Origin of the sequence: Massilia paldalensis (genome assembly GCF_044901715.1) — a bacterium.
GTDB classification, from domain to species: Bacteria; Pseudomonadota; Gammaproteobacteria; order Burkholderiales; family Burkholderiaceae_D; genus Telluria; species Telluria paldalensis.
This window is the reverse complement of sequence record NZ_JBJCIU010000002.1, coordinates 1,047,342-1,070,927: the sequence shown is the minus strand read 5'-3', so window position 1 is coordinate 1,070,927 and position 23,586 is coordinate 1,047,342. Positions and strand designations below refer to the sequence as shown.

Sequence of the window (23,586 nt, the reverse complement as noted above, 5' to 3'; positions counted from 1 at the left end):
TGATGAGGGCTGGGTTGAAGGTGATCAATCAGCGCGCGAGCGCATAACTAGAACGAAGGCCTAAGCCATGAAAACCAATCGCGAAAAGTACGACCATATCTGCGGCCAAATCGCCGCCAAGGACCAAGCGGCCATCGCCGCACTGTTGCCAGACGGGGTGCCGATCCAGTTCCACACCATCGAGCAATACGAGGCGAGGCCCATTGATGTCACCAGTGTCCAGCGGCACCGTCGCGGCTTCTATATCAAGGCCGGCGATGCACGAGTCACGAGGCAGGATTTGCAAGAAGCAAACGCAGTCCTGGACAACTGGACTATGCCGGCGCTCGACGATCTTTTCGTCTTCTACAGCTACAAGCAAACCTACGGTATCGTCAGCGGCGCATACCCGTATCAGAAGATCGGCGGCGATGTGACGCTGGCGTGGGACGCCGATGCGCTGGCGCCCGAGATCGAGCGCCGCCGCGAGCTGTACGCGCCCCGCGAAGGTCACGAGCCCTGCGCCTACTGCCGCAAACAGACCCCTTCGGCCTCGACTGTCAGCGGCACGATCTACTACCGCGATCGCGGCGGCCTCGCACAAAAGACCTGCCGCTACTGCAGCCCGACCTGCCATGGTCACGACCAGATGGGCCACGAGGGCTGACCATGCTGCGCACCCCCCTCACCCGCCGCAAGCCGATCGGCCAGCGCGGCACCATCCTGAAGTCGACCGCACCGCGCGAACGCAAGTGCGCGACATGCGCCCAGCGCTTCAAGCCTGCACGCCAGATGCAGAAGGTGTGTTCACCAGCCTGCGCCGCCGTTCATGGACGCCGTGAGACCGAACGGCAGGAACGTGCCGAAACCCGTGAGCGCAAACAGGCCATGAAAACGCGCACCGACTGGCTCAGGGACGCGCAGACGGCATTCAACGCCTACGTGCGAGAGCGCGACAAGGATCTGCCGTGCATCTCTTGCGGCCGATTCCACCAGGGCGCCTACGACGCCGGCCATTACCGCTCTGTCGGCGCCCAGCCCGCCCTGCGCTTCCACGAGGACAACGTGCACCGCCAGTGTGTGCCCTGCAACCAGCACAAGAGCGGCAACGCCGTCGAGTACCGCCTGGGCTTGATCGCGCGCATCGGCGTCGAGCGCGTCGAGTTTCTGGAGCAAGAGCACACCCCGGCCAAGTTCACGATCGAGCAGGCCAAGATCATCCGCGACACCTACCGCGCCAAGCTGCGCGCACTGAAGGAGCAAGCATGACCGACGTCGTCAACCACCCGCCGCATTACACCAGCCATCCGTCCGGCGTCGAGTGCATCCAGATCACCGAACACATGTCCTTCAACCTGGGCAACGCGATCAAGTACCTGTGGCGCGCCGATGAGAAGGGAGCGCCGCTGCAGGATCTGAAAAAGGCTGTCTGGTACATCCAGCGAGAAATCGCGCGCCGCGAGAAGAAGGAGCAAGCATGACCAAGTGCAAAAAGGAGCAGGTATTCAAGGTACTGGCCACCGTCGAACAGGAAACCGCGAACCTGGCTGCCGGGGCTACGACCGGCACGCCGGAGCGGATCTTCCTCCAGACCGGCATGGGTCAAAGCGGCATCCGCAACAACCTCAAGAAGCTGAAGAAGGAAGGCCGCGCGCACATCATCGGCTGGACGAAGATCACGCCACGTGCTCCAGTGTGGGCCCAAGGCCCGGGCGAGGATGCCCCGAAGCCGCCGGCGCTGACGCCTCACGAGACCTACGCCCGCAAGCTGGCCCGTCGCAACGCGAACGCGAAGGCGCCCCGCGAGATCGAGCAGGAAGCCGGCCGCGCGTGGCGGATCACGGCCGAGACGATCGAGCGGGCCCGCCAGCAGCCGCAGACGTGGTTCTCGCAGCTGGAGGTGGCATGAACCGCCGCGACCGTGACGAGAAATGCGCCCTGTGCGACGAGTTCAGCGTCAAGCACGCCGAGCCTGAGTTCGCAGACCTGGGCATGGGCCGCTGCCAGAAGAACTACGAGCACGGCCACGGCCTGAACATCCACGTCGGCTGGAACTCGGTGCCCTGCGTGAGCTACCGGGTAGACCGAAAGAACCTCGCCGCGCGCCGGCAGTACGTAGCAATTCAACTGCAGAAGGAGAAAGCATGAGTACGACTGAGCGTGTCTATTGGCTGCTGGCTGCAGGCGTAGCAGTTTCGATGCTCTATTTGTTGTTGGTTCCGAGAGGGAAAGAGGCACATGAACCGGCCGTGACGTCATCTACCGAGTCTAACCCATACGACCAAGGTGTGGCGGCAGCGCAGGCTGGAGAGCCTTTATGGATGAACCCTTACTGCGCCCCGTCTGGCAGCACTCGAGCTCATGACCGCTGGTTCGCTGGATGGTCGTTTGGAATGCAAAAACAAGGAGATAAGGCATGACCGACCGTTACGTGATCGTCATCGAAGTCGACAACAAGCGTGCTCTGGCCGCTTACGACAAGGGCTTAGAAGATCTAAACGCGATATGGCCGGAGCTCATGGAATTCGCGCAAGCGAAGGATCGAAAGCGCACGGAAGAGCGTAAGGCCAAGGAAGCAGCGCGTGAGCTCGAGATGCAGCGCTATCAAAATGCCATTGACGAATATTGTCTGGCGAAGGCGGAGTTTCAACAATGGGAATCAACATCTCCGCTATGGCGAGGGGCTCGCCCGAAGGTGCCTCGTTACCCAGATTATCCGAGGCTCCATGCTTATGAGGGCATGTTTGCTTGTTACAGTGATGAGGGTTCCTATGATCAGATGCGCCGCAGTCTCCAGCGAAAGCGCGACTTGGCCGCTGCCGCGCTCGCGCCATTCAAAATGACAGAGAACGATGTTGCGTCGATGATCGATTGGGAAACTGGCCATACGGTGTCGCTGATCAAAGAGCGCATGGAGGGCAACCCTTGACCGACCGCCGCTCGACCATCACTCTGAACTGGCGCCCGGCAGGCCAGCCCGCCCGCCGCGTCGACGACTTCGCCGAGGTGCCGTACACGCCCAGGAACGCAACACGGCGCCAGGAGCGGCAGGACCACGCGTCCAGCCCGATCCACGAGCGCTTGCAGAACTGGGCACGCTGGGCCAACGCCAAGGAGCGCTTCATCGCCCGCAGCGCTACGGCCGCATTCTGCGACCGGCTGAAGAAGGAAGCAGGCTTGCTAGAGTCGTTCAGCGACGAGCGCCGCCGGATGGATGACGAGGATGCCTACCTGATCGAGCTGAGCTTATTCCACCTGCGCGGCACACAGAAAGCGATCCTGCGCATGCACTACGTCGAGGGCCGCGCATGGCAGCCGATCATGCGAGTGCTGCAGTTCCCGGTGCGCCGCGAACTGTTCGAAAGCCTGCTGCGGACCGCCCAGGCCGCGGTAGAATTGATGGTCGAAAAGAACACGGAGAGGCAGCGATGAATCTGGATGGGATTGACGAGGTCGACGAGTTCCCCGCCGCACCGCGCAAGGTCATCCCGCCCGCCGACCTGGAGCTACTGACCCTGGCCGCCCGCGCACTCGGCGCCAGGTTCGAAGAGGTCGAGGGCGAGGGATACGGCAACCTGCACTTCGAGGATAAGCCGGTCCAGCATGCGTGGAATCCGCTGCTGTTCAGCGGGGATGCGTTGGAGTTGGCAGTTAAGCTCGACCTATGGCTTGGCCCTGCTTTCGCGAACATCGAACGCACGAAGCTTATGTGCGCTCGCCACAGGAAACTAGACGTCGAAGTCTATGAGCCTGCTGAAGATGATGACATGTCCGCGGCCCGCCGCGCTGTCACCCGTGCTGCTGCCGAGATAGGGATGGCGAAGACATGACCACTCCCGCGCCTGATGGACAGAAAGGTCGCTACAAGCGCGATGTCGTTTTAGTGCTTATCGTGTCTGCCATCGTCATCTACTTCGGCATTATCGTTTTGGGAGGCGGAGACAGAGACGGGTATTTCATCCTCGCAGCTGGCTGCGTCGGCTTGTATTACGCCCTCTACCGAGTTGTGAAATACATAAAGGTCTACAAGGGGTGGCTGTAACGTCACACGCGAACAGTTCCCAGCTGAAATGTATTGACTCAAGGATATTGCTGAGTTAAATTCCATACTACAACTTAATTCCGTTCAGAAATTCTGACCGAGAGACGATACCCAGGTAGGGTGTTTTCGCTCGACTACAGCAAAGGCCGCTAGATGAGCGACGAGACACCCGGAATGACGAGCCGGTTCGACGGCATGTTAGGAAAGGTCATTCTGCTCGCGTACTGCTGCATGTTGGCAGGAATGGTGTCTGTTCCTCTCGTCTTGCTCGCTGGTCTTTCCCCTGCTCTGGTTGCTATTCTCGCCGCGACGGGCGTGACGATTGCCTTCACCAGCTTGACCCGCACCTAGACCGGAATTGCAGCCAAATTAAGCCCGCCCCGAAAGGTCAGCGGGCTTTTTGCGTTTACCCCGAAGCACAGCGGCTTGGCCCCGCTGTATTGTCCAACTGACAGACTGCTGGGAGCGGTAATCGCTGCCTTATGCGAACTTCGGCGCCTCACCCTCGTAAGGGGTGACCACATGCAGATCGGTTGCGGATGACAACCAAACGCCTAAGCCTAGTCAGCCCGGGCGGCAGCCGGTCTCCATGTGGTGAACGCCCGACCGCCCTTCCGCCGCCGAGTGCGGCCAACACGGTGCGTCTCACCACACCCTCTTTCTCCCCCTCCGCCTCTCCACGGAGTTTGCCAGCCTCGCGCTGGCTTTTTTACACCTACGCCCATGAGCGACACCAAACCCACCAAGGGCCAGAAGCCCAAGGCTGCGGCGCGTCCTCAGGGGCGCCCCAGCGACTTCACAGTAGATATGGCAGACCGCATCTGCGAGCGACTTGCAGAAGGTGAAAGCCTGCGATCCATCTGCCGTGACGACAGCATGCCGAACCGGGCAACCGTGTTCCGCTGGCTTGCCGCGAACAAGGAGTTCAGCGACCAGTACGCACACGCGTGCGAGGCTCGTGCCGAAGGCATGTTCGAAGACATGCTCGACATTGCGGATGAGACAACGTTCGACACGGTCATCGGCGAGAACGGTGATCGTGCGAATACGGAATGGATCAGCCGCTCGAAGCTGCGCGTAGACACGCGTAAGTGGATGCTGGCACGCATGCAGCCGAAAAAGTACGGCGACAAGATCACTCAAGAGCTGACCGGCGCCGACGGCGGTGCCATCCAAGTCCAATCCGCTGCCGCCCTGACCGACGACCAGCTCGCGGCCATCGCAGCAGGCAAACCATGCACCTGACACCGCAACAAGCTGCTGCCATCCTTCTGGAACGTCGCACGGCGCGCAATGACCTGGTCACCTTCGCCTCGCGTGTGCCGGTTCCTGGCTCTCCTTCCGAGGATGCCGATGAGGCGGCGCCGATCCCGCTGATCGAGAGCCAGCAGGCCGAGCACCACAAACTGATACTTCGCGAGCTACAGGCGTGCATGACGAAGCGGCACGGACGGTTGATGATCATGGCCCCGCCCGGCTCCGCCAAGAGCACCTACGCGACTGTCGTGGGACCGAGCTGGTTCTTGGGTCGAGAGGCAAACCGCCGCGTCATCCTGGCGAGCTATGGCTCGGACCTGGCTGGGCGTCATGGTCGACGCACTCGGCAACTGCTGCGCGCACCTGAAACGACCGGGATCCTGCAGTGTGAACTGAGCGCCGAATCCCGCTCGGCTACCGAATTCGCCCTGACAAACGGCAGCGAGTACATCGCCGGCGGCATGATGTCCGGCATGACCGGTAACCGCGCGCACGGCATCGTCATCGACGACCCGATCAAGGGCCGCGAGCAGGCGGACTCGCAGACGGTGCGGGACAAGACGTTCGCTGCCTACGAGGACGACCTGCTGACGCGTCTGATCCCTGGCGGCTGGGTCGTCATCATCAACACGCGATGGCACGAAGACGACCTGTGCGGCCGCATCCTGCCCGAGAACTGGTCAGGCGAGTCCGGCGACATCGAATGCCGAGACGGCAACGTTTGGCGCGTGCTGTGCCTGCAGGCTGAATGCCAGACGAACACCGACCCGCTCGGCCGCAAGCCTGGCGAAATGCTGTGGACGGAATGGTTCGACGCCAAGCACTGGGCGCAGTTCCGCCTGAACCGTCGCACTTGGTCGAGCCTTTACCAGCAGATCCCGGCGCCGGCCGAGGGCATCCTGTTCCGCAAGGACGACATGGGCACCTACGACAAGGTGCCGGACGGCCTGCGCATCATCGGGGGCAGCGACTATGCAGTAACGCCTGACGGCGGCGACTGGACTGAGCACGGAATCATGGGCATCGCACCTGATGGCACGTGGTACTTGCTGGATTGGTGGCGCGGCCAGGTCGGCCCCGAGGAATGGATCGAGCGGAAGATCGACATGATGGTCCGCTGGTCGCCTCTCGCATGGTTTGGCGAGGCAGGCCCGATCCGGCGCTCCACCGAGGGCCGCCTGCGCGCCAGGATGATCGATCGAGCCGCGAAATGCCGCATCGAGTGGCTGCCGTCGATCCAAGACAAGGCCACGCGTGCGCAGTCTGCCATCGCTCAGGCCGGCATGGGTCGCCTACTGTGGCCTCGCGCCGCCTGGGTGGCTGAATTGCAGCGACAGTGCCTCGTTTTCCCGGCTGGCTCACCCGACGACGGCGTCGACACGATATCGATCCTCGCCCGCGGCGCTGACACGCTGGGCAAAGCGACGAAACCAACCCCTCAACGACCGAGGCCGCACGCAGCCCCGGGCGGCTGGATGGGATAACCAATGGCTGACACGAAAGACAAAGACCTGCACGCCGAAGGCCTGCGCATCTACGACATCGCCATCGAGCGCGACAACGAGAACCGCGAGCGCTACTCGGATGACGTGCGTTTCGCGCGCCTGAGCGAGCAATGGCCGGAGAAGGTGCGGCAGCAGCGCGAGAAGGACGGGCGCCCTTGCCTGACCATCAACAAGCTGCCCGCCTTCATCCGCCAGGTCGTGAACGACGCGCGCCAGAACACGCCGCAGATCAAGTTTCACGCGGTTGGCGAAGGCTCGGACCAGTGGACCGCCAAGGTGCTGGACGGCCTGGTGCGCAACATCGAGGTGACGTCGAACGCTGACGTGGCTTACGACACGGCCATCGAGAACGCGGTGACCGGCGGCGTTGGCTACTGGCGCATCACCACCGACTACACCAGTGACGACGCGTTCGACCAGGACATTCGCATCGAGCCGATTCCGAACTCGCTGTCGGTCGTGCCGGACGCATATGACATGGGCGCCGACTCGGCCAACTGGAACGACGCGTTCGTCACCGAAACGTACTCGCTGGACGCGTTCAAGGCGAAATGGCCCAAGGCTGACACAGCAAGCTTTGAAGGCGACCGCCGCGGCGAATGCCATCCGGACTGGCTCGAAGGCGACGACATCATGGTCGCTGAGTGGTGGAAGCGCCGCGAGGTCGAGAAGACGCTGATCAAGCTGTCTGACGGCACGGTGATGTTCGAAGAGCAGCTCGCAGATCCGGTGCTGCAGGACGTGCTGAAGGTGCAAGGCATAACCGAAGTCGCCCGCCGGCCGGTGCGCTCGATGCAGGTCACGCAGCACATCATGAACGGCGTCGAGATCATCGAGACGAACGAATGGGCAGGTAAGTACATCCCGATCGTGCCCGTCTACGGCGACCAGGTCATCATCGACGGCAAGCGTCACCTGAAGTCGATGATCCATGACGCGAAGGATGCGCAGCGCAGCTTCAACTTCTGGCGAACCACTACGACTGAGGTGGCTTCACGCGCACCGCAATCGCCATGGGTCGGTCCGGTCGGCGCGTTCGCATCCGATACGAATTGGGCGACCTCGAACACGGTTGCGCATCCATACCTGGAGTACGACGGTGATGTCCCGCCCCAGCGAATTTTCGCCGGTGGCCCGGATGCGGCCTCGATGCAGGAGGCGATGAACGCGTCCGACGACATGAAGTCCGTCATGGGCCTGTATGACGCCTCGCTGGGCGCTCAGTCGAACGAGACGAGCGGCCGCGCGATCCTGGCACGCCAGCGTGAAGGCGACGTCTCGACGTTCAACTTCACCGACAACCAGAACCGCGGCATTCGCCACACCGGCCGCATCCTGGCCGATCTGATCCCGAAGACGTACACGGTCGAACGCATCATCAGGGTGATCCATGAAGACGGTACGAACGAGAACGTCAAGATCAACGCGCCGACGCAACCGATCCAAGCGCAGCAGCAGGCCGCCCAAGGCCAGCAGCAGCCAGCAACGCACGAGCAGATCGGCATCGAGCACGTCTATGACCTGACGAGCGGCAAGTACGACGTCACCTGCGAGAGCGGCCCGAGCTACACCACGCAGCGCGAGGAAGCAGCCCAACAGATGATGAACTTCATGCAGGCCTACCCTGCCGCCGCTCCGGTGATCGGCGACCTGTTCGCCAAGAACCTGGACTGGCCGGGTGCTGAAGAGATTGCCGAGCGTCTGAAAGCCATGCTGCCGCCGCAGATTCAGGGCCAGAACCCGCAATTGATGCAGGCACAGCAGGTCATCCAGCAACTTCAGCAGGCCATGGGGCAATTGCAGCAGCAGTTACAGGAAGCCGAGCGGGACAAGTCGCAAGACAACCGCAAGCTCGACATTGATGCGTTCAAGGCAGTCACCGAACGAATCGACAAGCTTGGCCTGACGATCACGCCTGAAGCTGCCGCCGCGCTGGGATTCCAGCTTTTGCAGCCGACCATGCAAGCGATCGATGGCCCGGACATCACGCCCGGCGGCCAGCAGCAGATTCCGGCGCCGGCGCCGCAAGAGCAACCGCAACCAGCGATGCCGCAGCCCATGCCAGGGCCTGCGCAACCACCTGAAGGAATAGCATGAAGAAACTGACTCTCGCGGCCGTCCTGTGGCTGCTCGCGCTGTGCAGCGGCACGGCTTACGCTGAAGGCAACTCGTTAATCATCACGCAGCGTAATAGCGCCGACACGGGAAACATCCTGCGCACGTTGCCGAACCCGCCGACCGATGGCCTGCTGATCTGGAACAAGTCCACGAATCTGCCGTCGTACCTGACGGTGGGCTCTGGCCTCGTCTCGAGCAACGGCGTGCTGTCCGCGCTGCCGACCACGCAGATCAATGCCGACTGGAACGCCACCAGCGGCGCCGCCCAGATCCTCAACAAGCCCGCACTCAAGACGGTGGCGATCACCGGCCAGGCTGCGGATCTGACCGGACTCGCGCCGGTGGCCACGTCGGGATCGTATTCTGACCTGTCGAACAAACCTGTTCTGTTCAGCGGCTCGTATGCTGACCTCAGTGGCAAGCCGACGCTGTTCAGTGGTGCCTACGCTGACCTGACGGGCAAGCCGGCATTCGCCGCGGTGGCGACAACTGGCAGCTACAACGACCTGACCGATAAGCCGACCATCCCGGCGCCGTACTCGTTCGACTTCGGCGAACCGGTGGCGCGCACTTTGGCCCTGTCGACCGCCTACCAGGCGTCGAACACTGCGAAGCCATCGATCATCACGATCAGCACGAGCTGCACCGCCTCGCTGACGCTGACCGCTGGCGGTACATGCACGCTGCAGGTTCGCACGTCGCCTACGTCCGGCCTGAACTGTTCGAATGGCACGCTGTACGCGGTCAACACGAACGCCAACACCGGCACGCTGGCTGTCGGCCTGGGCCTGAACCAGCGCATCGGCAGCACCGTCGACATCAAGCTGCGCGCCGGCGCCTTCTTCATCCTGTGCCCGGTGTCGGGCACGTTCACCGTCGACGCAGCCGTCGACCAAACCGCCGGCTGATCCGGCAAATTTAGGAGCATTTACGCATGGACGAACTGGAACAATCGGCAGAAATGTCGAATTCCGACGCCGCAGCCCAATCTGCCGCCGAGGAACATGAACAGGCGGCAGACCAACACGATGCCCAAGTCGACGCGGCCTCGCAAGAGCAACCCGAAGAGGACGAGGAAATCGAGATAGGCGGCAAGAAGGTCGCCATGCCCAAGAGCATCGCAGCCGAGATCAAGGCCGGCACGATGCGCAACGCCGACTACACGCAGAAGACTCAAGCAGTAGCGGCCGAACGCAAGGTTGTCGAGGCCGAGCGTGAGCAGGTCCGCCAGCAGGCGGCCCAGCATCAGCAGTACCTCGATGACGTCGCCGACGTGCGCGCCATCGATAAGCAGCTCAAGCAATTCGCCGAGTTCGACTGGTCCCGCATCATTCGCGAAGACCCGGTCCAGGCGATGGAGCTGCAGCAAGCCCAGCGTCAGCTCGAAGCAGAGCGCGGCGCGAAAGTGCAAAGCATCACGCAGAAACAGAACGAACAGGCACTGGCTGAGCAGCAGGCAACTGCCAAGCAAATCCAGGACGCGGAAGCGTATGTGCGGCGTGAAATCCCGAGCTGGTCGCCCGAACGGACGGCGCAGATCAACACTTTCGCCGAGTCTCAGGGCGTGAAGATGGATCCGGAAACGGCCCGCTTCCTGCTCAAGAACCCGGCGTTCTTCAAGATCATGCACAACGCCGAACTGTTCGACCAGCTCTCGAAGAAACAGGCGGCAGCAAAGCCCGCCACCCCGGCCGCGCCCCCTGCTCCGGTCACCCGCGTTGGCGCTGCCCGCGCAACCGCGGCAAAGGACCCGAGCAAGATGAGCACTTCCGAGTGGATGGAACATCGCAACAAGCAGTTGCGCAGCAAACGCTGACGCTACCCACGCAAACGTTACCCGACCCGCCTTGAGCGGGTTTTTTCATTTCTGGAGCCTTAAAAATGCCGAATACCCTGCTGACCCCGCAACAAATCACCCGTGAAGCACTGCGCGTGCTGCACCAGAAGGCCAACTTCATCGGTTCGATCAACCGCCAATACGACGACCGCTTCGCCAAGTCCGGCGCGAAGATCGGCTCGACCATCCAGGTCCGTCTGCCGAACGAATACGTCGTCCGTACCGGCGCCACGATGGTCCCGCAAGATACCGTCGAGAGCCAAGTGCCCCTGACGGTCAACACCCAGAAGGGTGTGGACCTGCAGTTCACCTCCGTCGACCTGACCATGTCGCTGGACGACTTCAGCTCACGCATCATCGAGCCGGCAATGTCGGTCCTGGCCGCAAACATCGAAGCCGACGCGCTGTCGATGGCCAACGACATCCACCAGGTCGTCAACAACATCGGTTCGACCCTGAACATGCGCCAGATGCTGCTGGCCAAGAAGGTGCTGACCGACGCGCTGGCCCCGAGCGGCAACCGCAACCTGCTGATGAACACCCAGGACACCGTCGACGCGATCGACAACCTGAAAGGTCTGTTCCAGGACTCGACCGCCATCGCCAAGCAGTACCGCGAGGGCGTGATGGGCACCACCGCCGGCTTCGGCGACATCATGGAAAACACCATCCTGGGCGGCACGACCACCGGCACCGCTCTCTCGGCGACCGGCTACACCGTCAGCGGCGCCGGTCAGACCGGTTCGTCCATCACCGTCGCAACCGGCTCGACCACGTTCAAGAAAGGCGACGTGATCACCCTGGGCATCAACCGCGTGCACCCGGAAACCAAGGTCGACACGGGCAACCTGCACATGTTCGTCGTGACCGCGGACTACGCGGGTGGCGCCGGCACGCTGCAGATCGCCCCGGCCATCGTCACCTCGGGTCCGCGCCAGAACGTGACCGCATCGCCGGCCAACGGCGCAGCAGTCACCAAGATCGGCGGCGCATCGCAGGTGTACCGCCCGTCGCTGGCCTACCACCAGGACGCGTTCACGTTCGCGACCGCCGACCTGGTCATGCCGGATGGCGTGGACTGGAAAGCCCGCGAAACCTTCGACGGCATCTCGATGCGCATGGTCCGTCAGTACAACATCAACAACGACACCTTCCCGTGCCGTCTGGATGTGCTGTACGGCTACGCGACCCTGCGCCGCCAACTGGCGGTCCGCATCCTGTCGAACTGATCGACGCCACCCATGAAGCCCTGCCCGCGAAAGCCGGCGGGGCTTTTTCATTGGAGTTCACATGGAATACCCGAAAGCCCTGTACCTGTCCGGCCAGCAGTTGGTCGTTGACGACGCGGAGCAGGAAGGCGCCGCGCGCGCTGATGGCTACGACGACTGGCACGCGGACCACGAGCGTACGAATGCGCCGGCCGAAGCTATCGAAGCGTCCGCACCGCGCAAGACCCGCACCACCAAAGGCTAAGCCATGCCATTCACCAACTACGCCGAGCTGCAAGCCGCGGTGAAGGGATGGCTGCACCGCTCCGACCTGACCGCGCAGATCCCCGACTTCATCGCCTTGGCTGAAGCGAGCATCAACCGCATCGCCCAGGTGCGCTCGATGGAAAACGAGGTGCCGCTCGCTGTAGCTGTGGGTGCGCGCGTCGTTGGCCTGCCGGCTGGCTTCATGTCGCCGCTCGCGGTGTGGATGGGACCGAATCGCCGCGAACTGGCGCCGGCCACGCCGGAAGAACTGCCGATCACCACGACGCCCGGACGCCCGACTTACTGGGCCATCGACGGCACGAACCTGGCGTTCGATTGCCCGAGCGACATCGCGCGCACGGCGACCCTGCGCTACCGCGGTGGCTTCAAGTTGTCCGTCGCCGCGCCCACCAACGCGCTGCTGACCAAGTACCCGGACATCTACCTGTACGGGGCGCTGCTCCAGGCTGCGCCCTGGCTGCGTGACAACGACTCGATACCGCTCTGGCAGGCCATGTACGGCCGGGCCGTCAACGAGATCAACGCGACTGAAAGCCGCTCGCGTGCTGTCGCTCCCCTGCGTACCGAGATCGCGCAGGTGCTCGGCTGCGGTGACTTCGACATCTATAGGGGGCACTAATGGCGCTCGAAACTGGCACCTACATCAGCGACTTCGTCATCACGAACCCGACTCCGGGCGACCCGAAGTCGCAAGGCGACGATCACCTCCGCCTCATCAAAACGGTTCTCAAGGCCTCGTTCCCAAACTTCAGCGGGCCGATGACAGTCGCGCACGACCGCGTGGCATCGATCGACTACGTGAACCAAACCGCGTTCTCGAGTGCTCTGCCAGGCCAGCCCGGTGGCGCGCTGACCTACGAGATCGTCTCGCAGAACGGAGCGGCTAACTGGCGCCGCAACGACATCAACAGCAGCAGTGAGCGCCTGGCCCAAGTGCAGGCCGCTGCCCTTTCCTTCGGAATCTGACCATGGCAAAAACTAACACCGCTGCCTTCGCGCAGACCCCGAAAACTGCGACTGCGGTAGCTACTGGTGCCGCAGCCAATATTGGCACGGATGCTCCGACCAACGTGGTGCAGCTGATGCAGGCAGGACCGGACGGTTGCATTGTCACGCGACTGACGGCAGAGCCCCGAGCAACGCTAACAGGACCTACGAGCCTAATCCTGCTGCTTGCCAAATCGGCAGACAGTTACGCCACGATGCGTCTAATCGACTCGGTGACAATGCCGACACAGACGCTGAGCACTGCGGCCGGTATCACCAAGACCTATTTCGGTGATTTTACGGAAACGACGCCTTTGCGACTCGAAGCCGGAGACCGTCTCTACTTCGGTTCGCAAGTTGCATTGGCGGGCGGCATCGTGTGCCGTGCTGAGTACACGGACTTCTAATCATGCCATATCCGTACGGTACAAACTCCGGCCCGACAGGGCGCTTAGCGGCTCCAGGTCTACCGCGCCGCGTCAATGGCGGAGCCGTAGCTGATCCACTTGGATTTCCGGCCAAATTTATCCTTGCCAGAACCGATCAGGCCATTCGAATTCCGGACTGGGTTCAGTATGTTCGGATGGGAGCGACAGGTAAAGGCGGGGACTCGGTCAATCGAAGTGCAACGCCTTACTACGGCGGGGCAGGAGGAGCCGGATTCGCTGGCACCGCGGTGGTCAGAGCCGTTCCTGGCGCTCTCATATACGTGCGCCTTGACCCGACAGGAATGATCGTCGAGGGGCTTGGCTACCGGTTGATCGGAGGGCGCGGCGCAGACGGGACAACGTCATCAGGCGGTACGGGCGGCCTCGGGTCAGGTGGCGATGTCAACTTTTCAGGCGGGAACGGTGCTGCGCCCACTGGCTCTACCAGCGGATCCGGAGGCTCGGCAGCTGGTCGTGGTGGAGCCGGAATCTCGGCGAGCACTGGTAGCACCCAAGGCCCTTCCGGCTCGCCAGGGAGTGGCTACTTATCCGGCGCCGCGCCAGGTGGCTCCTCAAACACTAGCCTTCCCGGTTTGGTTGGGTCCTCAGGAGCGCAAAGCGTGGGCTCCGCGCTAATCACTGTGGCAACACCCCAGCCCGCTGGAGTTTCTGACGGTGGAGATGGCGGCGGCGGCGCTGGAAGCAACATGAATACAAACGGCGCAAGCCTTGGTGGAGCGGCGTTCGCCCTGATCGAATTTTGGTGAAGGACAAATCATGATCGACTATCGCAACTGCGTGAAAGTAAAAGATGGCGTTGTTACCCGCGAGCCGGTTCCTGAGTTTCTAACTAATTCGCAGATTCCGATCGACCAGATTGCGGATTTGACGTGGCTGAACATTCCAGAATTCGCCGGCTACGGATGGTGGCCTGTAGTTAACCAATGGCCGGAACTGGGAAAGTACCAAAGCTACGACGGCGAAGAAGTGCTGACAATTGATGCTGCCAACACGGTCGTCATTTCAACGATTGCCGTGCGCGATTGGACTGCCGCTGAGATTAAGTCCTACAAGATGGCTCAGAACCGCCGCATCACTCCGACCGCGCTTCGCTACCGTTTTACCGACGACGAGAAGGTCGGCTTCGAACTAGCAATGCTGGACGATCCGACGTCGCCTGCAGGCCGACAAGCCGCGGCCACGATGCGCGCACTGCAAAAAGACCTGTTCGTCGGCGGCCAGGCAGACCTGAACAGCCCCGCCCTGCAAGCGCGCGTCCAGCAGCTAGAAACGCTGGGCGCGATCGCTGCAGGTCGCGCTGAAGAAATCATCTGGGGCGAGATCGAGCCCCGAGAGGTTCCATAAATGACGAAAGTGACCATCCCGAACTGCGGGTCGGTCGGGGTGGTCATGGACCTCTCCGCGCACGAACTGCCGCCGAACGCGTGGACGGACGCGCGCAACATGCGGTTCCTCGATGGATCTGCACGCCCGTTCTTCGGCCACGGTCCTGTGTACGGCTCGCCGGCCGTGATTCCGCTGCACGTTCTTCCGCTTAGAATCGGCCAGGCGCTGTATTGGCTGTACGCTGGCGACAAGAAGATCTACGCCACGACCGTAACGAACGGCACCGCGGTGCACACGAACCTGACGCGCCAGAGCGCAGGCGCCGACGTCGACTACAGCGGCGCGCCGAACACATGGACGAGCGCGACGCTTTCCGGTATCCCGATCCTGAACAACGGCATCGATCCCCCGCAGCGCTGGGATTTGTCCACGGCTACCCGCTTCCAGACGCTGGACAACTGGCCGGCGAATACGACGTGCAAGGCGATGCGCGCCTACCGCAACTTCCTGATCGCGCTCGACGTGACCAAGGCCGGCACTCGCTACCCGTTCATGGTCAAGTGGTCGTCGCCGGCTGACCCGGGCGGCGTGCCGATTACCTGGGATCCGAACGACGCGACGCAGGATGCCGGCGAGTTCGATCTGGCCGAAGGTGGCGACTACGTCATCGACGGCCTGCAGCTGCGCGATAGCTTCATGATCTACAAGCAGCAGAGCGTGTGGCGCATGGACTTCACTGGCGGCGCTTACGTGTTCAGCTTCCGCAAGGTGCTGGGCGTGTCCGGAGCGATGAACCGAAACTGCATCGTCGAACTGGACGGCTGGCACTTCGTGCTGACCGGCTCCGACGTCGTGATCCACGACGGCCAATCGTCTCAATCGGTGCTGGACAAGGTCGCGCGCCGGGCGCTGTTCCAGGACATGGACGTCGCCTACAACGATCGCTCGTTCGTCTTCAAGAACCCGTTCCTGAACGAAGTCTACGTCTGCTACGTGCCGATCGGCTCGACCATGCCGACGAAGGCTCTCGTGTGGAACTACGTCGACAAGACCGTCAGCTACCGCGACATGCCGTCCGTGCACCACGCGAACTATGGGCCCGTCGATAACACGCTGGGCGGCTCCTGGGCGGCCGACAACGACGCTTGGGATACCGACCTGACGGCCTGGAACGGTCCGGACTTCACGCCGTACCTCACGCGCGTGCTGATGGCGTCGAACGAGCAGCAGCTGTACATGCTCGACGCCTCGGCCACGTTCAACGGTGTGCAGCCGGTCGCGTATCTGGAGCGGCGCGGCCTGGGCTTTGCCGACGACGAGTACACAAAGCGTGTCACACGGGTTCTCGCGCGCATCACTGGCAACAAGGGGCAGACGGTTCTGATCAAGATCGGCGGCCACCAGACGGACCCGTACGCCGACCCCGAATGGACGATGGTGTTCGAGCACGTCATAGGCGAGTCGGTACGCGCCGACATGTTCGTCGACTACCGCTATGTCGCGATCCGGTTCGAGACAGGGACCGCGGCTCAATGGCGTCTCGACTCTTACGATCTTGATGTGCAAAGAGGGAGCCAATATTGAAACCAACACGAGGCGCAACAGCGCCCTACAAGCCCGGGCCGCCGCCAGCCGACTTGCCGGCCAGCGCACAGCGTTACCTGGACGACGAGTTGAACCGCATTGCCGGACTGCTCCAAAGCCAGATGTCGATGCTGTTCGGCGACTCCCTCGGCCTCTCGCCCATGTCGGCGCCGCCGGCAAATCCCAAGTCTCCGATGATCGTCTACACCGACGCCGTCACATGGGACCCGGGCACCGGCGAGGGCTACTACTACTTCAACTCGCACGGCGTATGGACGCCGCTCGGGTAACCTGAAAGGAATGACATGGGCTTCTTGAAACAGTTGGTGGGCCTGGAAGGCGCTTCGCAGACCGGCAATTCGACCTCGACGTCGAGCTCGACTACCAAGACAACCCTTGACCCGGCGATTCAAAGTCTGATCTTCGGGAATAATGGTAGCGGCGGTCTGCTGTCGCAGTTCTCTTCGTTGCTTAACAAACCGCAGGACGCGGGCCTGCAGCAGTACGGCAATGCCAACAACAATTTTCTCGGCACTTACGGCGGCCAGAACCTGAACTCGATCCAGCAGGCTGCACAAGGGCTGCTGGCTGGCACTGGCACGCCGACGGTGAGCGCTGCAGGCGCTTCCCTGCCCGCCTACGCCGTAGGCAACCAGATCAAGGCTCCTGCGCAAAATGGAATCGACCTTTCCGGCACGTTCAACACGCTGCTCGGCGGGGGCAACACTGATGCCCTGATGAAGTCGCTGCAGGCTGGTAACGCGCTGACGAACGAACAGTTGGCACAGAACCAAGGCAACACGATCAGCAACTTCCAGAAAACCGTTCTCCCGTCGATCCGTGGCGGCGCCATCGCCGCCGGCCAGTACGGCAGCTCGCGCCAGGGCATCGCAGAAGGAAACGCGATCGGCGACCTGACCAAGCAGCTCAACGACCAGTCCACGCAAGTCAGCCTGGCGAACAGCGCGAACAACGCGAACGCCCTGGCAGGTGCATACGAGAACGGCCAGAATCGTGCGCTATCGGCCGCACAAGGTCTGAGCGCGCAGCAGTACGGCGTCGCCGGCCAGAACGCGAACACGGCGAATCAGGCCGAGTTCATGAACGTTGGCAACTCGTTCGATGCCAGCAAGTACAACGCCGGCCTGCAGCAGCAAGCCAATCTGGCTAACCAGCAGGCGCAGTTCACAAACAACGCCCAGAACAACGGCGCCGCGGTGGCCGGGTCTGGTCTGCTGTCCGGGCTGATGGGCCAGGCGTATGGCGTCGGCAGCAACCAGAACAACTACCAGTTGGGCCAGTACGGCGCTATCAACAGCCTGTTGGCGCCATACCTGAACGCCAACGCTACGACAACGACGAACGGCACGAACTCGCAGCCGATCTACGAGAACCGCGGGCAAAGCTTCCTGTCGAGCGTCGGCAGCCTGGCATCACTGTTCGGCTAATTAGGAGGAAACATGGGATTGTTGACCAACCTGCTGGGCCTGAGCCCGGAGCAAACGCAGGGCTTGCTGGGCTTCAGCGCGGCACTCGCTCAGTCGTCCGGACCTAGCCGCTTCCCGACTTCCGGCGCCCAAGGCCTTGCCGCTGCGCTGCAGGGCTACCAGCAAGGCGTAAATGGCTACCAGGATCGCGAGCTGCAGAAGCAGGCGCAAGGGCTGCAGTCGCAACTGCTTGGCATCAAGCTGAAGGACGCCGAGAGCGATCTCGCGAACCAGCAGATGTTGCGTGAACGAGCACTGCGAATTGCGAAGCGGCTTTCCGGTGGGGGTGCTGAACTGCCATCGCAGGCAGATCAGCAGGCTCCGATGGCATCGGCCATGCCTGGCGGCGCGATGTCGCCGAAGGTCGGCGGCCCGGACTGGATGCAGGCGTACCAGCAGCAGGCTGGCGGTCAGATGCCGGCTGCAACGTCGGCGCCGGCAGCTCCCGCGTCGCGCGGGAATGCCACGCAAGATTTCTTTAACCGAGCAGCGACCGAAGCGCAAATCAGGAGCGAGGAAGGCGACATCGACGGCGCCAATAAGGCATGGGAGCGCGCAGCAAAGTTCCTTCCAGAGGTGCACAAGATCGAGGTCGCACTGGACGGTAACAACAAGCCCGTCAACGTGATCACCTACAAGGATGGCCGCCAGGAGGTGAGCCAATATGGGGCCAAGCCGGACATCACGGAGGTTCGCCTAGGCAACCGCGCGAAGTTCGTCGACAAGAACAGCGTCGCGCCTGGTACCGAATACCTGATCGGCCAGTCGCCAGATTCCGTCGCCGCTGACCGCCGCGCCGCTGCTGACCGTGCTGCTGGCGGCGCCGAGCCGTCTCTGAACGACGCGACGCTCGATTTTTTGGCTGACCAAGCTGTGCGCGGTGACACTTCTGTCTACCAGAACCTTGGCCGCGGGGCGCAAGGTGCAGCGAACCTCGTCGCGCTGCGTACGCGGGTGGCGCAGAAGGCACAGGGGCTAGGCCTGTCTGGCGCAGACCTGGCGTCGATTGGCGCCGACTACCAGGGTCAGAAGGCCGCGCTGCGCACGTCCGGCAACATCAGCGCGCGTGTGGAGAATGCGATCGCCGAGGCAGACCAGCTCGCGCCTCTGGCGGTAGCCGCCGGCCGCGACGTGTCGCGCTCCGGCTTCCTCCCGTTCGGCAAAGCGCAAGCGATGTTCAACACGCAGACCAACGACCCGGCGCTGAAGAAGTTCGCTACCGCGAACAACGGCCTGGTGTCGGCCTACGCCGGCGCGATGGCGCGCGGCCAGAAGCCGACCGTGTCGGACTACGACCACGCGCGCGAGATCCTGTCGGCTGCCCAGAGCCAGGAAGCGTACGAGGCCACGGTGCAGCAGATGCAGCTAGAGATGAAAGCAGCGTCGGCGGCGCCGAAGTCGGTCCGCCAGCACCTGCGCAACGAGATCAGCGGCCAGGGCAACGACCACGGTGCCGTTACGGTGCCGAACCCGGTCGCCTCGCCGGCGCCGCAGCAGAAGTTCGACATGCTGCCGCCGGCCGCGCAATACGACGGCAAGCGCATGCGCGCCGATAACGGAACTACCTACGTCTCGCGCGGCGGGAAGTGGGTCAAGGAGTAACACATGGGCTACACCCTGCTTGACGAGAACGACCAGCCCGTCAAGGGCCGCTACACGCTGCTACCGGACAATACGCCGGCGCCGAAAAAGAAAGGCTTCGGCGAGCAGCTTAACGACGCAATAAGCGATGCACCTCGCCAAGTCGGGCTGACCGCGCGCTATCTCCTCGAGGGTACTGGCGGAGCATTCGACGCGCTGATCGGCAATCCTCTGCGCACGCTTGCGCGCCCCGTACTTGGCAATAAGGCAACGGCGGACACGGGTGGTACGCTCGCCGACCTGGTGGGACTGCCTAAGCCGCAGACCGCTCAGGAGCGCATTGTCGCCGATGCCTCGCGCACTCTGGCCGGTGGTGCCGTTCCACTGGGGGCTGCTGGGGCCTTGGCAGGGCGCTCGAACGGCGCAACGCAGGCTGTCGCTCGAGCGCTGGCGGCAAATCCGGCGCAACAACTAGCATCGGCAGCAGCAGCCGGCGGCGCTGGCGGCTACACGCGCGAGACAGGAGGAAACGATGCGTCGCAACTCCTAGCGTCCTTGGCTGCCGGCGTGGCGGCACCTGCGGCATTGGTAGGAGGCCAACGTGTAGCCGGGGCTGTAGCTCGTCAGGCTGCAAAGCGTTCTGCACCGACACCGCAGCAGGCGGCGCAGATTGACATCACCATCAACAATGCGCTGCACGATTCCGGTCTGAAGTTGGACGATCTTCCGGCCCAGGTGGCACAAGGTATTCGAAACGACGTCGCCGCAGCGTTCCGCACTGACAATCTTGTATCTCCGGACGCTGTGCGCCGCTTGGCTGACTATCGTCTGACGGGTCTGACTCCAACCGCCGCCGGCCTGACCCTCGATCCAGCAGTCGTCACACAACAGAAGAACCTAGCCAAGCTTGGGATCAATAGCAAGGACCCCACCGCACAGTTCTTGGGGCAAACCGAAAATCGCAATAATCAGTTGCTCAAGGCTGGGTTAAACAACCTCGGCGCCAATACTAGCGACGACGCATATGCTGGGGCAACCCGAGTGATCGGCGCGCTCGAGCGGCGCGATGCACGTGCGCAGGATCTGATCGGTCTCCTCTACGATCGAGCTCGTGACAGTGCCGGCCGGAGTGCTGAGCTCGACAGCTTTTCATTCGCTAACCGAGCCGGCGACCTGCTGCATGACGCCAATGTTGAAAGCTTCCTGACGCCGGACATCCGCAACAAGCTGAACGGCTTCGCCGATGGTTCTATCCCCTTGACGGTCGAGATCGCAGAACAGTTCAAGACCGGACTTGGCCGCGTGCAGCGCAACAGCACAGACGGCAACGTGCGACATGCTCTCGGACTTGTGCGGCAGGCGCTGGATGATACTCCGTTGCGTAACCCTTCTGGTGCGGCACCGATCAACGGCGGCAACCAAGTCATGTCACTGGATGGCCAACTTGGCGCGCCCACGCAGAACTTAGGCCAGGAAGCCATCGACGCCTTCAATCGGGCGCGTCGAGTGAACCGTACCTACATGGGTATCGTCGAGCGTACGCCGGCACTTCAGGCAGTACGCGATGGTGTCGAACCAGACAAGTTCGTGCAGCAGTTCATCGTCGGCAATGGAAGCAAAGCGAGCGTTATGGACGTGGCGCAGCTCAAGAGTTCGATCAAAGCCAGTCCTGACGCCATGCAGGCGGTGCGCGACCAGATCGCGTCTTACCTGAAGTCGTCTGCGTTGAACGGGAAGCCTGACGAGATCGGCAATTTCAGCAGCTCAGGTTACACCAAGGCGCTAAATGCCATCGGAGATCGAAAGCTACGCCTGTTCTTTGAGCCGAACGAGATCGCGCAAATGAAGGCCATTGGCCGCGTAGCTGGCTATGAGCAGGCACAGCCAACTGGCAGCGCCGTGAACAATTCGAACACGGCGTCCGCCGGTGCGGCAATCGCCGAGCGCGTTCTGAAGAACCTACCGTTCGTAAGCCCGGTTTTGAAGAACTACCTCGCAGAGCCTATCCAGACGATCAAGATTGGCAACCAAGCTCAACAGATTCTCGATGTTCCAGCCGCCATTTCAGTGCCTGGACGGTCGGCCACGGCGCCGCTGCTGCGTGCAGGCCTGGGAGTTTCGCCTGCTGCTCTGTTTGGATTCGAGTCAGAGGAAGATCGGCAGCGTCGCTTACTTGCCGCGGCGGGACGCTAACCACGCGTTGATGACCATCGCGAGCATGGCGCCTAGCTTAATCGGGTCGTATTGCATGTGATTCTCCCTTGTTATCTCAACCATTATAGGCCACCCGTCGCGGTGGCCTTTTCTTTTCTACCTATGAAAGCACACCAAATGAGCGAACCAATTTCAGGCGCAGCCGCGGGCGTAGCAGGCTGGAAGATCATCGGCGGCCTGGCCGGCATGGGGGCGCTCGGCGCGGGCATCGCTGCCTTCGTCGTCATGGCCCTGACCAAACCCAAGGACGAGGCCGAGTGGCGCGTTGCCCTCGCTTGCACCCTGATGGGCTCGATCGGCGGCGGCGCTGCGCTGGTCCGTTACCTGGGCATCCAGCACTGGGCGCAAGACGAATTCGGCATGGTCGCGATGATGGCTCTGGCCTTCGCGTGCGGCCTGCCCGCCTGGGCGCTGGTACGCGCGCTGTTCGTGTTCCTGAACAAGCGCAAGGATGCCGGCCTGGACGAACTCGTCGCTGACGCCAAGAAGGTGCTGTGATGCCAGCCGCCACCGACCTGAAGCCATCCGGCGCCTGCCGCGCGCTGATCCGCGAGTTCGAGGGCATGCGTCTCGAAGCCTACCGCGACTCCAAAGGCATTCCGACCATCGGCGTCGGCCACACCAAGGGTGTGCGCATGGGCGACCGTTGCTCGATCCAGCAGGCCGACGTCTGGCTTTCGCAGGATCTGGAGGATGCCGTCGCCGGCGTGCAGATGCTGGTCAAGGCGCCGATCACGCAGAGCATGTTCGACGCGCTGGTGTCATTCACGTTCAACCTGGGCGCGTCGCACCTCGGCGAATCCACGCTGCTCATCCTCATCAACAAGCGCAACTACAAAGCGGCCGCGGAGCAGTTCAAGCGGTGGGTCTATGCCGGCAAAGAGCGACTGACTGGTCTGGAGCGGCGACGTGCTGCCGAGGCCGCGCTGTTCCTGGACGACGGGATTCCATCATGAGCGCGCTGGAACGCCTCTTAGCCGCCGTTCTGCTTGTGATCGTCGTCACATTCTGTGCGGTCCTTGGCCTGCGCTGGTACGGCGGAAGACAGTACGACGCGGGTCACGCCGCAGCCGTCGCCGAGCGGGCCCAAGCCGATGCCAAGGCAGTACTCAAGCGCGCCGACGACAACGCTGCCCTGGCCGCGCGCCAGGACGCCGCCAACACCACCATCACGAAAGCCAAAGATGACGAAATTGCTGATCTTCGCAAGCGCCTTGCTGCTGCTGGCCGGCTGCGCGTCGGCTCCGCAGTATGTCCCGACCGACCTACCGGCCCCGCCCAAGCCGAAAGCGCCACCGGCGGCGACGGCACCGATCCATCCGCCGGGCTGGTTTCAGCAGCGGCTGACCGAGATCTTAAGCAGCTGATCGCCGACGTCGAGACGGACTTGGCAACCGGCCGCTCCTGCCAGCGCTTCCTGCGGGACAACGGGCTGGTGCCGTGATGGACTTCCACGTCATTACCGCGCGCGAGCAGCAACTGGTCATGCAGACGGTGGCCGGCCAGGTGGTGAAGGTGCTGCCGGCGCCGCCCTCGTCGCTTCCTGCCGACGGCGCGCCGGCTCCCCCAGCACCCGGCAAATGAGTGCGAACCGGGCTCCCCTCGCTTCCAGGAAGTGCGCGGCGGCCCGGGCGTTGCCCATCGCCAGCGCCTCGTCGACGGCAGCGGCCAGTTCGGTATCGGTTCGGCTGGTCATGGCGCAGATCATACCCAGCGCGCGGCAA

At 62.7% G+C, this 23,586-nt stretch carries 31 protein-coding genes; all 31 read left to right on the top strand.

Annotation, left to right across the window (positions count from 1 at the left end; genetic code table 11):
- The first annotated feature begins 67 nt into the window (after positions 1 to 67).
- The 31 genes from ACI1V7_RS14600 (at position 68) to ACI1V7_RS14450 (ending at position 23,446) form a co-directional block, all read left to right on the top strand.
- Positions 68 to 646 carry a YdaE family protein gene (locus ACI1V7_RS14600; RefSeq protein WP_404532482.1) on the top strand — a complete coding sequence of 193 codons (579 nt, stop codon included), beginning with the start codon at positions 68 to 70 and terminating at the stop codon, positions 644 to 646.
- A 2-nt stretch (positions 647 to 648) separates the two neighbouring features.
- On the top strand, positions 649 to 1,248 hold the full coding sequence (locus ACI1V7_RS14595) for a recombination protein NinG (protein WP_404532481.1): 600 nt from the start codon (positions 649 to 651) through the stop codon (positions 1,246 to 1,248).
- Entirely contained in the window at positions 1,245 to 1,460 is a 216-nt protein-coding gene (locus ACI1V7_RS14590; RefSeq protein ID WP_404532479.1) for a DUF3310 domain-containing protein, read from the top strand. Before ACI1V7_RS14595 ends, ACI1V7_RS14590 begins: the two co-directional genes overlap by 4 nt.
- Positions 1,457 to 1,888, top strand: coding sequence for a hypothetical protein (locus ACI1V7_RS14585; RefSeq protein ID WP_404532478.1), 432 nt, complete (start codon positions 1,457 to 1,459; stop codon positions 1,886 to 1,888). Before ACI1V7_RS14590 ends, ACI1V7_RS14585 begins: the two co-directional genes overlap by 4 nt.
- A complete protein-coding gene (locus tag ACI1V7_RS14580) occupies positions 1,885 to 2,127 on the top strand; it encodes a hypothetical protein (RefSeq protein WP_404532477.1) in 243 nt (80 codons plus the stop codon). Before ACI1V7_RS14585 ends, ACI1V7_RS14580 begins: the two co-directional genes overlap by 4 nt.
- Positions 2,124 to 2,399, top strand: coding sequence for a hypothetical protein (locus ACI1V7_RS14575; protein WP_404532476.1), 276 nt, complete (start codon positions 2,124 to 2,126; stop codon positions 2,397 to 2,399). The genes ACI1V7_RS14580 and ACI1V7_RS14575 overlap by 4 nt, the downstream gene beginning before the upstream one ends.
- Complete coding sequence (locus ACI1V7_RS14570; RefSeq protein ID WP_404532475.1) at positions 2,396 to 2,908, top strand: hypothetical protein; 513 nt, start codon at positions 2,396 to 2,398, stop codon at positions 2,906 to 2,908. Before ACI1V7_RS14575 ends, ACI1V7_RS14570 begins: the two co-directional genes overlap by 4 nt.
- The gene (locus ACI1V7_RS14565) at positions 2,905 to 3,411 is read left to right on the top strand and encodes a hypothetical protein (RefSeq protein ID WP_404532474.1); all 507 of its coding nucleotides are present in this window, start codon (positions 2,905 to 2,907) and stop codon (positions 3,409 to 3,411) included. The genes ACI1V7_RS14570 and ACI1V7_RS14565 overlap by 4 nt, the downstream gene beginning before the upstream one ends.
- Positions 3,408 to 3,809: a hypothetical protein gene (locus tag ACI1V7_RS14560; RefSeq protein ID WP_404532473.1), complete on the top strand. Its 402-nt coding sequence runs from the start codon at positions 3,408 to 3,410 to the stop codon at positions 3,807 to 3,809. The genes ACI1V7_RS14565 and ACI1V7_RS14560 overlap by 4 nt, the downstream gene beginning before the upstream one ends.
- Positions 3,806 to 4,021 (top strand): hypothetical protein, encoded by a 216-nt coding sequence (locus tag ACI1V7_RS14555; protein ID WP_404532472.1) that lies wholly within the window; start codon positions 3,806 to 3,808, stop codon positions 4,019 to 4,021. Before ACI1V7_RS14560 ends, ACI1V7_RS14555 begins: the two co-directional genes overlap by 4 nt.
- 153 nt (positions 4,022 to 4,174) lie before the next feature.
- Positions 4,175 to 4,372: a hypothetical protein gene (locus tag ACI1V7_RS14550; protein ID WP_404532471.1), complete on the top strand. Its 198-nt coding sequence runs from the start codon at positions 4,175 to 4,177 to the stop codon at positions 4,370 to 4,372.
- 372 nt (positions 4,373 to 4,744) lie between these two features.
- A complete protein-coding gene (locus ACI1V7_RS14545; protein ID WP_404532470.1) occupies positions 4,745 to 5,266 on the top strand; it encodes a terminase small subunit-like protein in 522 nt (173 codons plus the stop codon).
- Entirely contained in the window at positions 5,257 to 6,762 is a 1,506-nt protein-coding gene (locus tag ACI1V7_RS14540) for a terminase large subunit domain-containing protein (protein ID WP_404532469.1), read from the top strand. The genes ACI1V7_RS14545 and ACI1V7_RS14540 overlap by 10 nt, the downstream gene beginning before the upstream one ends.
- Before the next feature lie 3 nt (positions 6,763 to 6,765).
- Positions 6,766 to 8,880: a portal protein gene (locus ACI1V7_RS14535; protein WP_404532468.1), complete on the top strand. Its 2,115-nt coding sequence runs from the start codon at positions 6,766 to 6,768 to the stop codon at positions 8,878 to 8,880.
- Positions 8,877 to 9,809: a hypothetical protein gene (locus tag ACI1V7_RS14530; protein ID WP_404532467.1), complete on the top strand. Its 933-nt coding sequence runs from the start codon at positions 8,877 to 8,879 to the stop codon at positions 9,807 to 9,809. Before ACI1V7_RS14535 ends, ACI1V7_RS14530 begins: the two co-directional genes overlap by 4 nt.
- Positions 9,810 to 9,835: 26 nt before the next feature.
- Complete coding sequence (locus tag ACI1V7_RS14525) at positions 9,836 to 10,717, top strand: hypothetical protein (protein WP_404532465.1); 882 nt, start codon at positions 9,836 to 9,838, stop codon at positions 10,715 to 10,717.
- 65 nt (positions 10,718 to 10,782) lie between these two features.
- Positions 10,783 to 11,967, top strand: a complete 1,185-nt coding sequence (locus ACI1V7_RS14520) for a P22 phage major capsid protein family protein (protein WP_404532464.1) — start codon at positions 10,783 to 10,785, stop codon at positions 11,965 to 11,967.
- Positions 11,968 to 12,028: 61 nt separating this feature from the next.
- Positions 12,029 to 12,211: a hypothetical protein gene (locus ACI1V7_RS14515; RefSeq protein WP_404532463.1), complete on the top strand. Its 183-nt coding sequence runs from the start codon at positions 12,029 to 12,031 to the stop codon at positions 12,209 to 12,211.
- A gap of 3 nt (positions 12,212 to 12,214) precedes the next feature.
- Positions 12,215 to 12,853 carry a phage adaptor protein gene (locus tag ACI1V7_RS14510; protein ID WP_404532462.1) on the top strand — a complete coding sequence of 213 codons (639 nt, stop codon included), beginning with the start codon at positions 12,215 to 12,217 and terminating at the stop codon, positions 12,851 to 12,853.
- On the top strand, positions 12,853 to 13,200 hold the full coding sequence (locus ACI1V7_RS14505) for a hypothetical protein (RefSeq protein ID WP_404532461.1): 348 nt from the start codon (positions 12,853 to 12,855) through the stop codon (positions 13,198 to 13,200). Before ACI1V7_RS14510 ends, ACI1V7_RS14505 begins: the two co-directional genes overlap by 1 nt.
- A 2-nt stretch (positions 13,201 to 13,202) precedes the next feature.
- A complete protein-coding gene (locus ACI1V7_RS14500; protein ID WP_404532460.1) occupies positions 13,203 to 13,628 on the top strand; it encodes a hypothetical protein in 426 nt (141 codons plus the stop codon).
- Between the two features lie 798 nt (positions 13,629 to 14,426).
- Positions 14,427 to 15,014 carry a hypothetical protein gene (locus ACI1V7_RS14495; protein ID WP_404532459.1) on the top strand — a complete coding sequence of 196 codons (588 nt, stop codon included), beginning with the start codon at positions 14,427 to 14,429 and terminating at the stop codon, positions 15,012 to 15,014.
- On the top strand, positions 15,015 to 16,580 hold the full coding sequence (locus ACI1V7_RS14490; protein ID WP_404532458.1) for a hypothetical protein: 1,566 nt from the start codon (positions 15,015 to 15,017) through the stop codon (positions 16,578 to 16,580).
- Positions 16,577 to 16,870, top strand: a complete 294-nt coding sequence (locus ACI1V7_RS14485) for a hypothetical protein (RefSeq protein ID WP_404532457.1) — start codon at positions 16,577 to 16,579, stop codon at positions 16,868 to 16,870. Before ACI1V7_RS14490 ends, ACI1V7_RS14485 begins: the two co-directional genes overlap by 4 nt.
- A gap of 15 nt (positions 16,871 to 16,885) precedes the next feature.
- The gene (locus ACI1V7_RS14480) at positions 16,886 to 18,028 is read left to right on the top strand and encodes a hypothetical protein (protein WP_404532456.1); all 1,143 of its coding nucleotides are present in this window, start codon (positions 16,886 to 16,888) and stop codon (positions 18,026 to 18,028) included.
- A gap of 12 nt (positions 18,029 to 18,040) precedes the next feature.
- The gene (locus tag ACI1V7_RS14475; protein WP_404532455.1) at positions 18,041 to 19,669 is read left to right on the top strand and encodes a hypothetical protein; all 1,629 of its coding nucleotides are present in this window, start codon (positions 18,041 to 18,043) and stop codon (positions 19,667 to 19,669) included.
- Between the two features lie 3 nt (positions 19,670 to 19,672).
- The gene (locus ACI1V7_RS14470) at positions 19,673 to 21,841 is read left to right on the top strand and encodes a hypothetical protein (protein WP_404532454.1); all 2,169 of its coding nucleotides are present in this window, start codon (positions 19,673 to 19,675) and stop codon (positions 21,839 to 21,841) included.
- 138 nt (positions 21,842 to 21,979) lie between these two features.
- The gene (locus tag ACI1V7_RS14465; RefSeq protein ID WP_404532453.1) at positions 21,980 to 22,360 is read left to right on the top strand and encodes a hypothetical protein; all 381 of its coding nucleotides are present in this window, start codon (positions 21,980 to 21,982) and stop codon (positions 22,358 to 22,360) included.
- Positions 22,360 to 22,818, top strand: a complete 459-nt coding sequence (locus ACI1V7_RS14460) for a lysozyme (RefSeq protein ID WP_404532452.1) — start codon at positions 22,360 to 22,362, stop codon at positions 22,816 to 22,818. Before ACI1V7_RS14465 ends, ACI1V7_RS14460 begins: the two co-directional genes overlap by 1 nt.
- Positions 22,815 to 23,306, top strand: coding sequence for a hypothetical protein (locus tag ACI1V7_RS14455; protein WP_404532451.1), 492 nt, complete (start codon positions 22,815 to 22,817; stop codon positions 23,304 to 23,306). The genes ACI1V7_RS14460 and ACI1V7_RS14455 overlap by 4 nt, the downstream gene beginning before the upstream one ends.
- Positions 23,306 to 23,446, top strand: coding sequence for a hypothetical protein (locus ACI1V7_RS14450; RefSeq protein ID WP_404532450.1), 141 nt, complete (start codon positions 23,306 to 23,308; stop codon positions 23,444 to 23,446). The genes ACI1V7_RS14455 and ACI1V7_RS14450 overlap by 1 nt, the downstream gene beginning before the upstream one ends.
- Positions 23,447 to 23,586: the final 140 nt, after the last annotated feature.